Genomic DNA, 15,891 nt, shown 5'->3' with positions numbered 1-15,891 from the left:
AGCGTCCAGTCCAGCCTTCACCTAAGTATATTTTGACCGATCACAATTTATTGCCCGCAAGCCCAGATGGCCAGCCTGCCGATCTGCCAGCCAGTCTGCCCGCCGAGCTCCAGGCGCCGCCTGGCAAGCACGATGCCGACATCGAGCGCCTGTTTGGCGCCGGCGGCCCGCTCGGTCCGGCCGTGGGCAGCTACAAGCCGCGCCGTTCGCAAACGGAAATGGCGAAAGCCATCGCCAGCGCCATCGACAGCCAGACGACCCTGATCGCCGAGGCGGGCACGGGCACCGGCAAGACCTTCGCCTATCTGGTGCCGGCCCTGATGTGGGGCGGCAAGACCATTGTGTCCACCGGTACCAAAAACTTGCAGGATCAGCTATTCCTGCGCGATATCCCCACCGTGCGCGCCGCGCTGCAGGCGCCCGTGTCCGTCGCCTTGCTGAAGGGGCGCTCGAACTACGTTTGCCACTATCACCTGGAACGCACCCTGCAAAACGGGCGCATGACGTCGCGCGACGACGTGGGCCACCTGCGCGAAATTTCGCGCTTCATCAAGATGACCAGCTCGGGCGACAAGGCCGAGCTGACCAAGGTGCCGGAAAACGCCATGATCTGGAATCTGGTGACGTCCACGCGCGACACCTGCATGGGCGCCGAGTGCCAGTATTACCAGGATTGCTTCGTCATGAAGGCCCGCAAGGAAGCCCAGCAGGCCGACGTGGTGGTGGTCAACCATCACTTGTTCTTTGCCGACGTGGCCCTGAAGGATACGGGCGTGGCGGAATTGCTGCCCTCGGCCAACACCATCATATTCGATGAGGCGCACCAGTTGCCCGATACGGCCACTTTGTTTTTTGGCAATACGGTGTCGACGTCGCAAATCCTGGAGCTGTGCCGCGACGTGCTGGCCGAGGGCCTTGCGCATGCGCGCGGCATCGACTGGGCCAAAACCGTCACGGTGGTGGAAAAGGCGGCGCGCGACCTGCGCCTGACCTTCCCGCAGGATATCGTGCGCCTGTCCTTGCCGCAGATCGCCCCCTCGAGCGACTTTTTCCCCGCGCTCGACACCCTCAAGGATGAGCTCGACGGCATGGTCGCCGTGCTGGAAACCCAGGCGGAACGGGCGGAAACGCTGGAGCAGTGCCGCGTGCGCGGCGTCGAGCTGGCGCAGCAGCTGAGCGGCTGGAAGTTCGATCCGAAAGCCAAGGTTGCGGCCGGCGAGGAAGCCGTGTTCTGGGTGGAAGCGTTTTCCAGTTCCTTGCAATTGCATAAAACGCCATTGTCGATCGCGCCCATCTTCAACAACCAGCGCGAAGGCACGCCGCGCAGCTGGATTTTCACGTCCGCCACCCTGGCCGTGAAAAACGACTTCAAGCATTTTTCTGAACAGATGGGCTTGACGGGCGAACCGTCGCATACGTGGCCGTCGCCGTTCGACTATGGCGAGCAAGGTTTGCTGTTCGTGCCGCAAAACCTGCCGCAACCGAACTCGCTGGGCTACACGGATGCCGTCATCGACTGCGCCTTGCCCATCATCGAGGCGGCGGGCGGGCGCACTTTCTTCCTGTGCACCACCTTGCGCGCCGTCAAGCGCGCGGCCGAGCGCCTGGCCGACGAATTCAAGCAGCGGGGCCTGAACTTCCCCCTGTTCGTGCAGGGAGAAAAGGGCCGTACGGAATTGCTGGACCAGTTTCGCGCGGCCGGCAATGGCGTGCTGATCGGCAGCCAGAGTTTCTGGGAAGGCGTCGACGTGCGCGGCGACGCGCTGTCGCTCGTGATCATCGACAAGCTGCCGTTCGCGCCGCCCGACGATCCCGTGCTGGCGGCGCGCATCGAAGTGATGGAAAAGCAGGGCAAGAACGGCTTCATGCACCATTCGCTGCCGGAAGCCATCATCAACCTGAAGCAGGGCGCGGGCCGGCTGATCCGTGACGAGGGCGACCGGGGCGTGCTGATGATCTGCGATCCGCGCCTCATTTCCAAACCGTACGGCAAGCGCATCTGGCAAAGCCTGCCGCCGTTCAAGCGCACGCGCGACACCGCCGAAGTGGTGGAGTTCTTCCGCAACCTGCCCGCCAAGGGCGCTTAAGTCCTCGCTTAAGTCCTGCCTGCCGGCGCCATCCGCGCGCCGGCATATTTCCCTTTGTTATCAATCACATGGCGTTTTTCGCGCGGCGCCCGCTTGCGCGCCCGGCATGCCAGGAATCGGCGCGATCGCGCCAGTTTCTGGCATTTTTCCTCATGTCCAGGACGCCAGACACATCTTTGCGCCAGCGCAAACAGGCTTGTTGCCGAGCGGTCTACAGTGAGCTCATGCTTTGCAGGGTCAAGGCGCGGCGATGGCAGGGCCGCACGGGGAACAGGGGGATGCCATGGAGATCCGCTACGGCTGTTTCTTGAGCTACGCGCACGGCCAATATGCGTTCATGAACAAGTTCAAGAATGACCTCATCGAGGCGCTGGCTTGCTATCTGGAACCGCACCTGGACCGCGAGGAAGTCCTGTTCATCGACAGCGAACAGCTGGGCGGCGGCGACGATATCGACTTGCGCGTGGCGCGCGCCATGTGCCAGAGCGTGTGCATGATCGTGCTGTACACGCCTAAATATGAAGCGCACGGCTACACGCGGCGCGAATTTGCCGCCATGCAGCTGATCGAGCAGGAGCGGCGCGCCTGGTACGACTTGCCCAGCCACCTGATCATTCCCATCATCATGACGCGCCATCCGGACGGCTTGCCGCCGCAAATCACGGAATCGGGCTTGTACGTCGATTTTTCCGGCTATACCCTGGCCAGCGGCGACCTGAAATCGAATCCGCAATACCTGCCCGACATCGAACGCATCGTGCAGCGCATCGCCACGCATTACCACTTGCTCAAGCGGTCAACACCGCCCGGCCACGATTGCAGCCGTTTCGTGTTGCCCGCTATTCCGCCGGAATGGCGCGCCATTCCGCCTCCCCACTTTCCACGTTAATCACGTAAAAGGTCCTGTCATGGAATGCCAACGCCTCTCCCTGCCGCCTTTGAGCGCCCCTGGCGAAGTCGTCACCTTCTACTCCTACAAGGGCGGTACCGGCCGCACCATGGCCCTGTCGAACATCGCCGTGCTGCTGGCGCGCCGCGAAAACGCCAGCGTGCCCGTGCTGATGCTGGACTGGGACATGGAAGCGCCGGGCCTGCACCATTATTTCGAACAGCACGAGGAGCGACCGGGCGTGCTCGAGTTCTTCGAGGCGTGCCGCCAGCAGCTCGAGCGCATCAGCCTGGAAACGGCGGGCGCGCGCGCCGGCGCGCAGGCCAGGGAGCGGGAAGATGGGGGGCGCGAGGACGCGGCGCTGGCCCAGCGCGTGCTCGAGGCCATCGACTGGCAGCAATACGTGGTGCGCGTCGACCAGGGCAGTCCGCTGTACCTGATGCGCGCGGGGCGCTTCGACGCCAGCTACAGCGAGCGCCTGGCGCAGATGCGCTGGGATCAGCTGTTCGACAGCTGCCCGGCCCTGTTCCGCTGCTTCGCCGATACCCTGGCCCAGCATTTCCGTTACGTGCTGGTCGATTCGCGCACGGGCCGCACGGACAGCGCCGGCATCTGTACCACCTTGCTGCCGAAAAAGCTGGTGGTGGTCTTCACGCCGAACCGGCAAAGCCTGGAGGGCGTCGACGCGCTCGTCACGCGGGCCATCGAGTACCGCCGCAGCCATGAAGACGAACAGCGCCCGCTGCTCGTGTACCCCTTGCCCTCGCGCATAGAAATGGGCGACGGGGCGCAGCGCGCCGAGTGGCGCCGCGGCGATGCGCATAAGGGCATCGCCGGCTTCCAGCCCATGTTCGAGCGCCTGCTGCGCACTTCCTACGGCTTGCCGCAGATCGCCCTCGACAGTTATTTCGACGAAGTCCAGCTGCAGCAGACGAAAACCTTTGCCTACGGCGAGCAATTGGCCGTGCGCATCGATCAGGGCGGCGACCGCTTTTCCCTCACGCGCACCTTCGAAGCCTTTTTGCACTGGCTGACGGGCGGCTACTTCCCATGGCAATCGAGCCGTGAAATCGCCTTGCTGGGCGCCATCAGCGAAGCGCGCCAGGCCTTGCAGGCCGAACCGGGCCGCGCCGTGGCCCTGCCGCTGGCGCGCGACCTGGCGCGCCTGGGCGAGCTGTACCGCAAGGATGGGCGCAGCGGGCAGGCGCTTGATGCCTTCCGCCAGAGCGTCGAGATCCGCGTGCGCCTGCTGGGCGAGGAACATCCCGACAGCCTGGCGTGCAAGAGCGGCATGGCGCGCCTGCTGCGCCAGCTGGGCAAGCTCGAGGAAGCCCGCTTCCTGGAAGAAGACGTGCTCGACGTGCGCGAACGCGTGCTGGGCAGCGAACATCCAGATACCCTGGCCGCCCGGGCCTGCCTGGCGAAAACCCTGTTGCTGCAGGGCGAACTGGCGGCGGCGCTGCTGCTGCAGGATACGGTGCTGGCAAGCTATGCGCGCCAGCTGGGCGGCGAGCATCCGCTGACCCTGGAAGCGATGGATGGCCGCGCCGCCACCTTGCTGCGCATGGGCCGGCTGGCGCAGGCGCAGCAAGTGCTGGCCACGGTGGTGGCGGCGCGCGAGCGCCTGTTTGGCGCCGAGCATGGCGATACCTTGCGCAGCAAGCTGGCCCTGGCGCAGGCGCTGGGGCGCGAAGGCGACCTGGAAGGGGCGCGGCGCCTGTTCGCTGCCGTGCTGCAGGCGCAGGAGCGGCGCCTGGGCAGCGACCACGCGGCCACCTTGGCCACGCGCGATTTGCTGGCCGACATCGTGGCCGGGCAGGGCGACTGGGCCGGCGCGCGCCAGTTGCACGAAGACCAGGTGGCGGCGCGCGAGCGCACGCACGGGCTCGATCATCCGGAAACCCTGATGAGCCAGCGCAAGCTGGCCGAGGCGCTGCTGCGGCGCGGTGAACTCGATGCGGCGCGCAGCGTGCAGGAGCAGGTGCTGGAAGTGCATGCGCGCCTGCTGGGCGAAGACCACCTCGATACCTTGCACAGCAAGACGCAACTGGCCGGCACCTTGCAGCAGCAGGGCGACAGCGCGGCGGCGCGCCTGCTGGAAGACGCCGTCCTCAGCGGCAGTGACCGGCTCTTGAACGCACCTGTCACGGGACATGCGGACAGCGTGCTGGACGGCGCGCGGCATTTGCAGGAAACCATCCTGGCCGGCCGCGCCAACGGGCATGAAGGGGCCGAGCCGGAGACCCTGGCCAGCATGATTTCTATGCTGCAAGGCATGATCGAGCGCGAACAGTATGCGCAGGCGGGCGAACTGGCCGAACATTTGAAGTCTTGCCTGCTGCGTCCGGGCGTGCCGGGCAAGCTGCGCCGGCGCGGCATGGCGCAGCTGAAAAGGATGTACAAATTGCAAGGCGATTTGAATGCCTTGCTGGCCTTGCAGGAGGATGAAGTGCAGGCGCTGGAAGGGGCCTTGTCCGAGGCGCGCATCGAGCAGCGCTGATGCTGCGCGCCATGTCCGCGCGGCGGCACAAATAATGCTGTCTATCGGCGTGCGGTACGCGCAGTGTTGGCATTGCTTCAGGTAAAATCTCGTTATGAGAATTCTTATCAGTAACGACGACGGCTACCTGGCGCCTGGCCTGGCGGCCCTGGCCGACGCGCTCGCCCCCATTGCCGACATCGTCGTGGTGGCGCCCGACAGCAACCGTTCGGGCGCCTCCAATTCGCTGTCCCTGGACCGGCCCTTGTCCGTGCACAAGGCCGCCAACGGCTTTTATTTTGTCAACGGCACGCCCACCGACTGCGTGCACGTGGCGCTGACGGGCATGCTGATCGAGCGCCCCGACCTGGTGGTCTCCGGCATCAACAACGGCCCCAACATGGGCGACGACACCCTGTATTCGGGCACCGTGGCCGCCGCCACGGAAGGTTTTCTGTTCGGCATTCCCGCCATCGCCTTTTCCCAGTCGCAGTTTGGCTGGGCCAACCTGGACGCGGCCGCCCGCGTGGCGAGGGAAATCGTCGAGCGCCAGTTTGATGCCCTGCAGAAACCGTATCTGCTGAACGTGAACATCCCGGCTATTCCTTACGAGCAAATGCAAGGCGTGGTGGCCACGCGCCTGGGCAAGCGCCATTCGGCCGAGCCCGTGATCCGCGCGCTCGACCCCCGCGGCCGTGAAATCTTCTGGATCGGCCCCGCCGGCGCCGCCAAGGAAGGGGGGCCGGGCACGGACTTCCATGCTGTTGAACATGGGCAAGTATCGATCACGCCGTTGCAGATCGACCTGACCCATACCACCCAACTCGATGCACTGGCAAAAGGCCTGGCATGACCGCTCACGATGACCGACAACCATGACCGATAAGCCGCGCACCTTCCCCCTGTCCCTCGATTCGCTGGCCGGCAAGCCCGCCAGGCAGGGCGGGGGGCAGTCGCTGGCCCAGTCCAGGATCGCCACGCCGCAGACGGCCACGCAGAATGCGGCGCAGAGCGCGGCGCGCGGCGTTGCGCAGCCGTATGGCGCGCACGCGGCCATCGCGCCGTCGCGGGCCCAGGCCATCGCCAATGAGCGGGCGCAGCCGGCGGCGGTGTCGCCGCCGCGGCAAAATCCGCTCGTTTCGGAGGCCGTGCGCCGTGCCATGGTGGCGCGCATCGCGAAACAGGGCGTCAAGGACCAGGTGGTGCTGGACGCCATGCAAGCCGTGCCGCGCCACATGTTCATGGACGAGGCGCTGGCGTCGCAGGCGTATATCGACGCCTCGCTGCCCATCGGCCACCACCAGACCATCTCGCAGCCGTACATCGTGGCGCGCATGATCGAAGTGATGCGCCAGGGCGGGGCGTTGCAGCGCGTGCTGGAAATCGGCACGGGCTGCGGTTACCAGGCGGCGGTGCTGTCGCTGGTGGCAAAAGAGGTGTATTCGATCGAGCGCATCCGGCCCCTGCACGAGCTGGCGAAGGCCAATTTGCGCCCGCTGCGCGTGTCGAATCTGCGCTTGCAGTACGGAGATGGTATGCTTGGCCTGCCGCAGGCGGCGCCCTTCGACGGGATCATCCTTGCCGCAGCCGGCCTGGAAGTCCCGCAAGCCCTGCTGGAACAGCTGGCGCCCGGCGGGCGTCTGGTTGCGCCGGTGGGGGCTAAATTGCAACACTTACAACTCATTACCCGGGTGGGGAAAATGGAATGGACTAGCCAAACCCTGGAAGATTGCCATTTCGTACCTTTGCGCCCGGGCACCATATGATCCCCGGATCAGCTAGCAAGCAGGACATATAAATACATGCGAATGATTAAGAAAAGTAACATACTTCTATGTGGCATCACCTTGGCCGCGCTGTTGAGCGGTTGCGGCACGACGGGCGTCCAGGCGCCCGTCGTCGAGCGCCACCCCTCGAGCAGCAGCGCCGCCGCCAGCGATCCGCGCGACCGCGACCCGGCCTATTACACGGTCAAGCGTGGCGACACCCTGCTGCGCATCGCCCTCGAGCACGGGCAGAATTACCGCGACCTGGTGGCCTGGAATGACTTGAGCAACCCGAACGACATCAAGGTCGACCAGGTGCTGCGCGTGTTGCCGCCGAATGGCGACACGGGCGGCGCGCAAACGTCGGCCATCGTCATGCCGCCAGCGACGGAAGTCAAGCCGGCCGCGCCTGTCGTGCCGAAGAAAACGGGGCCGCGCGGCGAGAAGCGCGCATATTCCGACGCCACCCTGGCCGAATTGCGCGCCGATGGCGGCACGGGCGACGCCAAGCCTGCGCCAGCCCCGGCGGCAGCCGTCGCCGCCGCACCGGCCGCCGCCGCGGCAGCCCCTGCGGCATCGGCGCCTGGCGACGACAAGATCAGCTGGATGTGGCCTTCCGAAGGCAAGGTCATCGGTACTTTCGACGAAGGCAAGAACAAGGGCGTGGATATCGCCGGCAAGGCGGGCCAGCAAGTGGTGGCCGCCGGCGCGGGAAAAGTCATGTATGCCGGGAGCGGAATCCGTGGTTATGGTAATCTTGTCATCGTGAAGCACAGTAATAGTTTATTGTCGGCGTATGCGCATAACCGCAGCATCCTGGTGAAGGAAGGGCAGAACGTCAACAAAGGCCAGGCCATCGCCGAAATGGGCGATTCCGATGCCGACCGCGTGAAGCTGCACTTTGAAATTCGCCAGCAGGGCAAGCCTGTCGACCCTTCGAAATTCCTGCCTAACCGTTAGGTAAAGCAATGACACACGCGCCGCACGACCAGCTGGACGATGACCCGGAACTGCCGGAAGACGGGGCAGACGAAGTCGTGACGGACGATGCCGGCGAACTTGACGGCATCGATGCCGTCGACGCGGGCGAAGGCGGCGAGGTGGCCAGCGTCAGCGTGCTGGTCGAAAGTGTCGATGAATTGAAAAAAGTGCTGGCGGCCGAGCTGTCGACCGATACTACCCAGCACTATCTGAACCAGATCGGCACGCGGCCCCTGCTGACGGCGGCGCAAGAGGTGCATTACGCCACCCTCGCCAAGCAGGGCAATTTCGAAGCCCGGCAAACCATGATCGAGCACAACCTGCGTCTGGTCGTGTCGATCGCCAAGCATTACATCAACCGCGGCGTGGTCTTGCTCGACATGATAGAGGAAGGCAACATCGGCCTGATGCGGGCCATCGACAAGTTCGAGCCCGAGCGCGGTTTCCGTTTCTCTACCTACGCCACCTGGTGGATACGCCAGAGCATCGAGCGCGCCATCATGAACCAGGCGCGCACGGTGCGCCTGCCCGTGCACATGGTGCGCGAACTGAATCAAATTCTGCGCGGCAAGTACCACCTGGAAGCCCAGCACCACGACGGCAAGGATGCCACCGCGGAAGACATCGCCCACCTAGTGGGCCGTCCCGTGGAAGAGGTGCAGGATATCCTGGCCCTGTCCGAGCACGCCACGTCGCTCGACGCGCCGCTCGACAACGACCCGCAATCGTCGCTGATGGACATGTTGCCCGGCGCCAGCGAAGACAGCCCCGACGCGCGCGCGGAACACCATGAAATGACGGTGCTGGTGCGCGACTGGCTGACCAAGCTGCCCGACAAGCAGCGCGTCGTCATCATGCGCCGTTTCGGCCTCGACAACGACGACCCCGCCACCCTGGAAACCCTGGCCGAGGAAATGGGCGTGACGCGCGAGCGGGTGCGCCAGATCCAGCAAGAAGCCTTGATCAAGCTCAAACGGGCTATGGCCGCACGCGGCGTCGTGCGCGACTCCCTGCTGTAGCGTGCCCGATAAAACGCATCGGCGGCGTTGCAATGCCTCGCCGTACTGACGTACTGTCTTCAGCAATGCGCCTTGCCCTGTACGTTTTCTCAGGCACGCTAAAGACGCGCAGGTGCGCTGCGGACTTAAGCTAGTCGGCATCTGCTATCATACGCCCCGCTCGCGGCGCCTGACCTTTCCCCCATTCTTTCAAGTTCCAGCGCGGCCCTGCGTCCTGGCCCACTCTTACCTATTGATCGCTATGCAAGAAAATATCATCGAAATCAAATCGCTCGACATGGACGCCCGTGGCGTTGGCCATATTGAGAACGAAGACGGCTCGCCGGGCAAGGTCGTGTTTGTCGAAGGCGCGTTGCCGGGCGAGCGCGTCAGCTTTGTGACGTTCAAGAAAAAGAAGAACTGGGAAATGGCCCGCATGACGGCGCTGCACCGCGAATCGTCGATGCGCGTGACGCCCAAATGCAAGCATTTCGACAATTGCGGCGGCTGCTCGATGCAGCACCTGGAGCCGTCGGCGCAGGTGGCGATCAAGCAGCGCGTGCTGGAAGACAACTTGTGGCATATCGGCAAGGTGCGTCCGCAAAGCATCATGCGCCCCATGTATGGCCCGACGTGGGGTTACCGCTACCGCGCGCGCCTGTCCGTGCGCCACGTCAAGAAGAAAGACGCCGTGCTGGTGGGCTTCCATGAAAAGAAATCGGCGTTCGTGGCCGACATGGATAGCTGCGAAATCTTGCCGCCGCACATCTCCGCCATGCTGCTGCCGCTGCGTGGATTGATTGCTTCGCTGTCCATCTTCGACCAGATGCCGCAGATCGAGCTGGCCGTGGGCGAAGACGTCACCGCCATGGTCTTGCGCATCATGGCGCCCTTGACGGCGGATGACGAAACGAAATTGAAGGCCTTTGCCGACGAATACGGCGTGCAATGGTGGCTGCAGGTGAAAGGCCCGGAAACGGCCGTGCCGTTCTATCCGCTGGACAAGCAATTGCACTACCTGCTGCCGGAATTCGGCGTCAAGATGCCGTTCAAGCCCGTCGATTTTACCCAGGTGAACCACCACATCAACCGCGTGCTGGTATCGAAAGCCCTGCGTTTGCTGGAAGTGCAGCCGACGGACCGCGTGGCCGACCTGTTCTGCGGCCTGGGCAATTTCACCTTGCCGCTGGCCACGCAAGGCAGCGAAGTGGTGGGTATCGAAGGCAGCACCACCCTGACGGAGCGGGCGCTGGAAAACGCGCTGGCCAATGGCCTGGCGGAAAAAACCTCGTTCTCGACGCGCAACCTGTTCGAAGTGACGACGGACGACCTGATCGCGCTGGGCAAGTTCGACCGCATCCTCGTCGACCCGCCGCGCGATGGCGCCATGGCCCTGTGCCAGGCGCTGGTCGGCCTGTCGCAAGTGCGTCCGGACCTGCTGCCGAAACGCATCGTGTATGTGTCGTGCAGCCCGTCGACCCTGGCGCGCGACGCCGGCATCCTGGCGCTGGAAGCGGGTTATGTGCTGAGCAAGGCGGGCGTGGTGAACATGTTCCCGCATACTTCGCACGTCGAGTCGATGGCGGTGTTTGATTTGATCTGAGGGCACACCTGATAAAACGTCCATAGCTGCGTTGCCTTGCCTAGCCGTACTATTCGTACTGTCTTCGGCAAGGCGCCTTGCTCTGAACGTTTTTCAGGCGCACCGAGGCTATTCAGGGCGCTTGCACAAATTCTGCCTTTTCTCCTGACTCCACAGCAATACCACTTACAGCGTGTTATAAAACTGGTCTGTCTTTTCCTGATCCAGCGTCTTTTTTCATCCTTCCTCTGCCGTTTTTTTGCTTGTCCAGTAGGACAACGCGCCGTCCGTCTCCGCCGTGATGCTTTCTTTGTAAAGTGGTATTGCCCACTTTGAGGCCACTTCAAAACCACTTGACCGCCTATTTTTTCAGCAGCATGCTGTTCTTGCAACTGCAAAAAACAAAATCACAGGGTAGCTTTTTCATTGAAGCAGAGTGGTATTTCCGCAAACCTGAACAGGAGACAACGTGGAAAATTTAATACTCAAGAAAACGATCAGGAACATGATGGTATGTCTGGCCAGCGGTGGCGTGCTGGCGGCCTGCGGCGGCGGTGGTGACGCCGGCGCGCCGGCCGGTTCGCAATTGCTGGCGGCCAGCACGGTGGTCGCGTGCGTGCCGTGGCAAGAGGGCGGCACGTATAACGCGGGCACGGTGGTCACCTACCTGGGCGCCAACTACACGGCCCTGGTGACGCAGACCGATCACGTGGGCTCGGGTTGGAACCCCGTTTCCACGCCGAGCCTGTGGAGCGCAGGCGGCACCTGCGATGGCGGTACCACGCCAACGCCTACGCCGACACCAACGCCGACCCCGACGCCCACACCCACGCCGACACCGGCGCCTACCCCGAATCCGACGCCCACCCCGACGCCAACGCCGACCGGCGGCACGTGCGCGCTGGCGTGGGTGGCCGGCACGGCCTACAGCGCGGGCGCCACCGTCAGCTATGGGGGCACGAATTACCGCGCCAATTACTGGACGCAGGGCGATAATCCGTCGACCAGCAGCGGCGCCGCCGGCACGGGCAAGCCATGGACCAGCCTGGAGATCTGCAGCACCACGCCTACCCCGACGCCAACGCCTACTCCGACGCCAACACCAACACCAACACCAACACCAACACCAACACCGACGCCGACCCCGACCCCGACCCCGACCCCGACTCCGACCCCAACGCCTACTCCAACACCGACGCCGACTCCGACCCCAACGCCTACTCCAACACCGACGCCGACGCCAACGGGCCGCGAAGTCGGTTCCTATTTCGCCCAATGGGGCGTGTATGGCCGCGACTATGAAGTGGCGAACGTGCATACCAGCGGCGTGGCCGACAAGTTGACCTTCATCAACTACGCCTTCGGTAATATCTATCCGAAAAACGGCGGCTATGAATGCGCCATGATCACCAAGACGGAGCCGGGCGCGACGAATCCGAATTCGCCGGATGCGGGCACGGGCGGCGATGCCGAGGCCGACTACATCCGCACGCCGAAGCGCACCGTCGATGGCCAGGCCATCCCGTGGGATGCACCGTTGTCGGGCAACTTCCTGCAGTTGAGAAAGCTCAAGGCGGCGCACCCGAACTTGAAACTGTTCATCTCGCTGGGCGGCTGGAGCTGGTCGAAGAACTTCTCCGTCGGTTCCGCCACGGATGCGCTGCGCAAGCAGATGGTGCGCTCGTGCATCGACATCTACATCAAGGGCAACCTGCCGGTGCAGGGCGGCCGTGGCGGCGTGGGCGCGGCGGCGAATATCTTTGACGGCATCGACATCGACTGGGAATATCCGGTCGGCGGCGGCCAGCCGTACAACACGGTCAGCCCCAACGACAAGCGCAATTTCACCTTGCTGATGGCGGAATTCCGCGCCCAGCTCGATGCGCTCGGCGCCGCCAACGGCAAGCGCTACCTGTTGACGGCCGCTGTCGGTGCCGGCAAGGACAAGATCGACAACACGGAACCGGCCCTGTACTCGCAGTACATGGATTGGATCAACCTGATGACCTACGACTTCCACGGCGGCTGGGAAAACAGCACCAACTTCAACGCCCAGCTGTTTGCCGACCCTGCCGATCCATCGACGGGCATGGCGCGCGAATACGTGGGCGACAAGGCGGTACAGTACATGATTGCCGCCGGCGTGCCGCGCGACAAGCTGCTGCTGGGCATACCGTTCTATGGCCGCGGCTGGACGGGCGTGGCGCCGGGACCGAATGGCGATGGCCTGTACCAGGCTGCCACGGGCACGGCGCCAGGCACGTACGAGTCGGGCATCGAGGACTATAAAATCCTCGTCGCCAAGGCCGGCACGCGCTACTACCATCCCGTGACCAAGCAGCTGTACCTGTACACGGGTGCGGGCGGCCAGTGGTGGAGCTATGACGATCCGACCGTCATCGGCACCAAGGTGAAATACGTCAAGGACCAGGGCTTGCGCGGCGCGTTTTCGTGGGAACTCGATGGCGACGCGAATGGCGTGCTGGCGACCGAGGTGTGGAAAGTGCGGTAATGTTGATGTAGCGTAAGACGCGGCCGGATAGCCATGCTGTCCGGCCGCTTATTCATATAAAAACACGGGAGGCGGGCGATGGCGGCGGTATCGACATTCGGAGTCAAGCAGAAGCAGCAACAGGAGCAGCAGCAGGAGCAGGAGCTGAGCCGCGAGTGGCGCAGCTGGATCGCGGAAAACCTCATGCTGGGCAGCCATCCGTCGGCGCTGATGCCGGTGCTGCAGCAGGCCGGCATCGCGGAGGCCCTGGCGCGCCGCGAAGTGGAGCTGGCGCTGCAGAGTCCCTACCTGGCCGGCGCCGTGCGCCTGTCGAACCGCCTGGCCAAGCGCGACTGGGTGATCGACATCCAGCGCAAGCTGAACCACCTGCGCACCCCCGAGATTCCCCGCCGCGACAAGCTGTCCGCGCAGGAATTCCTGGACGAATACTATTCCACCAACCAGCCCGTCATCATCACGGGCATGATGGATGACTGGCCCGCCATAGCGAAATGGAGTCCCGCGTATTTCCGCGAGTATTACGCGCAGCGCGAAGTGGAAGTGCAGTTCGGCCGCGAAGCGGATGCCCAATATGAAATGAACAGCGTGGCGCACAAGCGCAAGATGGCGTTCGGCGAGTACGCCAGCCTGGTCGAGGCCAGCGGCGCGACCAACGATTTCTACATGACGGCGAATAACAATTCGCAGAACCGCCAAGCCTTGCGCGAGCTGTGGGACGATATCGGCCAGCTGCCCGAATACCTGGAGCAGGGTGGCGCTCCCACGGGTTTCCTGTGGTTTGGCCCGGCCGGCACGGTGACGCCATTCCACCACGACCTGACGAACAACTTCATGGCCCAGGTCAAGGGGCGCAAGCGCCTGCGCATCATGGCCGCCTGCGAGGTGGCGCGCGTGTACAACCAGCGCCACTGCTTCACTCCCGTCGACGGGCGCGACATCGACCTGCGGCGCTATCCGCTGATGGCCGACGTGCAAGTGCGCGAATGCGTGCTGGCGCCGGGCGAGATCCTGTTCCTGCCCGTTGGCTGCTGGCATTTCGTCGAAGCGCTCGACGTATCGATGACGGTGGCGTTTACCAATTTCAAATGGGATAACGATTTTTACAGCAAGTATCCATCGAATCACGACTTTTGATCGTGGCGCCGCATGGGGCGAACCTGCCGCGAACAGCCGCCTTACGGGCGGCTTTTTGCATGTTACGGGGCGCATCCTGCATAAGATATTTCCACAAAATAATTGATTCAAATCATTTTGCAGCAATTATTTTGATACGAATGACCATGATGTTTCATTATCCAGATGGCGATGGCGGGCGGATAATTTTATGGCTGGCGCGGCGCCGGGCCGCTGATGGGTTTTGCCGGCGCGCGTCAGCACCGACAACCATCTGGAGGCGGCAGGGCATGAACACGCAGCACACGACACAAGCAGCAATGCAGTTGCAGCAAACACCGAAAATCACCGTGGACACGCGGCTGACGCGCGAAGCGGCCGAATTGCTGGCGAAGGCCGACATTCATTTGAATGGCCGCGCCGCCTGGGACATGCAGCTGCGCAAACCGGGCGTGCCGGAGCGCGCCTTCGCCAGCGGCAACCTGGGCCTGGGCGAAGCGTACATGGACGGCGACTGGGATGCGCAGCAGCTCGATGAATTCTTTTGCCATTTGCTGCGCGCCAGGGTGGCCGATGATGTGCGCCCCATGCGCCTGGCCTTTCACGCCCTGTACGCGCGCCTGTTCAACTTGCAGACGGAGCGCCGCGCCTGGATGGTGGGCAAGGAGCACTATGACCTGGGCAATGCCTTCTATGCGGCCATGCTCGATCCGCGCATGACCTATACGTGCGGCTACTGGAAGGATGCCGGCAACCTGGCCGAGGCGCAGGAAGCGAAGCTCGATTTGATCTGCCGCAAGCTCGGGCTGGAACCGGGCATGCGCGTGCTCGACATCGGCTGCGGCTGGGGCAGTTTCATGCGCTATGCGGCGGAGAAATACCAGGTGCAGTGCGTGGGCGTGACGATTTCGAAAGAGCAGGCCGCGTATGCGCGCAGCATGCCGGGTGGCGAGCGCCTGGACTTCCGCCTGCAGGATTACCGCGACACCAATGAAAAATTCGACCGCATCGTCAGCATCGGCATGTTCGAACACGTGGGCCACAAGAACCACCGCACCTTCATGGAAGTGGCGCACCGCTGCCTGGAAGACGATGGCCTGTTCCTGCTGCACACGATCGGCAAAAATAAACGCCATTCCACGTGCGATCCGTGGATCGACAAATACATCTTCCCGAACGGCGACTTGCCGTCGCTGGGCCAGATCGGCGACGCCATGGACGATTTATTTGTGGCCGAAGACTTGCACAACTTCGGCGCCGACTATGACAAGACCCTGATGGCCTGGCATGCGAATTTCGAGCAGGCGTGGCCGCGCTTTGCCGCCCAGCTGGGCGAACGCTTCCACCGCATGTGGTCATACTATCTGCTGTCCTGCGCGGGCGCCTTCCGCGCGCGTGATTTGCAGCTGTGGCAATGGGTCTTGTCGAAACAGGGCGTATTGGGCGGCTATGAGCGTGTCAGTTGAGATGTGCGGCAACTGATA

General features: G+C 63.5%; 11 protein-coding genes. All 11 read left to right on the top strand.

The genetic code is table 11. From position 1 onward, the window contains the following. Positions 1-32: 32 nt before the first annotated feature. The 11 genes from VPH40_RS08645 to cfa all read left to right on the top strand — a co-directional run bounded on the left by VPH40_RS08645 (position 33) and on the right by cfa (position 15,873). Positions 33-2,087, top strand: a complete 2,055-nt coding sequence (locus tag VPH40_RS08645; protein ID WP_442906627.1) for an ATP-dependent DNA helicase — start codon at positions 33-35, stop codon at positions 2,085-2,087. Positions 2,088-2,370: 283 nt separating this feature from the next. Then, entirely contained in the window at positions 2,371-2,976 is a 606-nt protein-coding gene (locus tag VPH40_RS08640) for a toll/interleukin-1 receptor domain-containing protein (RefSeq protein ID WP_035820738.1), read from the top strand. A gap of 19 nt (positions 2,977-2,995) precedes the next feature. Beyond that, on the top strand, positions 2,996-5,476 hold the full coding sequence (locus VPH40_RS08635) for a tetratricopeptide repeat protein (RefSeq protein WP_328573204.1): 2,481 nt from the start codon (positions 2,996-2,998) through the stop codon (positions 5,474-5,476). Positions 5,477-5,570: 94 nt separating this feature from the next. Further along, positions 5,571-6,308 carry a 5'/3'-nucleotidase SurE gene (gene surE, locus VPH40_RS08630; RefSeq protein ID WP_289910939.1) on the top strand — a complete coding sequence of 246 codons (738 nt, stop codon included), beginning with the start codon at positions 5,571-5,573 and terminating at the stop codon, positions 6,306-6,308. A 22-nt stretch (positions 6,309-6,330) separates the two neighbouring features. After that, a complete protein-coding gene (locus VPH40_RS08625) occupies positions 6,331-7,221 on the top strand; it encodes a protein-L-isoaspartate(D-aspartate) O-methyltransferase (RefSeq protein ID WP_305052770.1) in 891 nt (296 codons plus the stop codon). A 42-nt stretch (positions 7,222-7,263) separates the two neighbouring features. Next, positions 7,264-8,181: a peptidoglycan DD-metalloendopeptidase family protein gene (locus VPH40_RS08620; RefSeq protein WP_289910937.1), complete on the top strand. Its 918-nt coding sequence runs from the start codon at positions 7,264-7,266 to the stop codon at positions 8,179-8,181. A gap of 8 nt (positions 8,182-8,189) precedes the next feature. After that, positions 8,190-9,221 (top strand): RNA polymerase sigma factor RpoS, encoded by a 1,032-nt coding sequence (gene rpoS, locus VPH40_RS08615; protein ID WP_077407335.1) that lies wholly within the window; start codon positions 8,190-8,192, stop codon positions 9,219-9,221. Positions 9,222-9,462: 241 nt separating this feature from the next. After that, entirely contained in the window at positions 9,463-10,803 is a 1,341-nt protein-coding gene (gene rlmD / locus VPH40_RS08610; RefSeq protein WP_099667081.1) for a 23S rRNA (uracil(1939)-C(5))-methyltransferase RlmD, read from the top strand. A 448-nt stretch (positions 10,804-11,251) separates the two neighbouring features. Then, complete coding sequence (locus VPH40_RS08605; protein ID WP_442906626.1) at positions 11,252-13,294, top strand: glycosyl hydrolase family 18 protein; 2,043 nt, start codon at positions 11,252-11,254, stop codon at positions 13,292-13,294. 78 nt (positions 13,295-13,372) lie between these two features. After that, a complete protein-coding gene (locus tag VPH40_RS08600; RefSeq protein ID WP_328573203.1) occupies positions 13,373-14,428 on the top strand; it encodes a cupin-like domain-containing protein in 1,056 nt (351 codons plus the stop codon). Positions 14,429-14,727: 299 nt separating this feature from the next. Further along, positions 14,728-15,873: a cyclopropane fatty acyl phospholipid synthase gene (cfa, locus tag VPH40_RS08595; RefSeq protein ID WP_305056390.1), complete on the top strand. Its 1,146-nt coding sequence runs from the start codon at positions 14,728-14,730 to the stop codon at positions 15,871-15,873. The last annotated feature ends 18 nt before the right edge of the window (positions 15,874-15,891 follow it).

It is taken from the genome of Janthinobacterium sp. P210005 (assembly GCF_036231865.1).
Classification (GTDB): Bacteria; Pseudomonadota; Gammaproteobacteria; order Burkholderiales; family Burkholderiaceae_D; genus Janthinobacterium; species Janthinobacterium kumbetense.
This window is presented reverse-complemented; position numbering and strand designations above follow the sequence as displayed.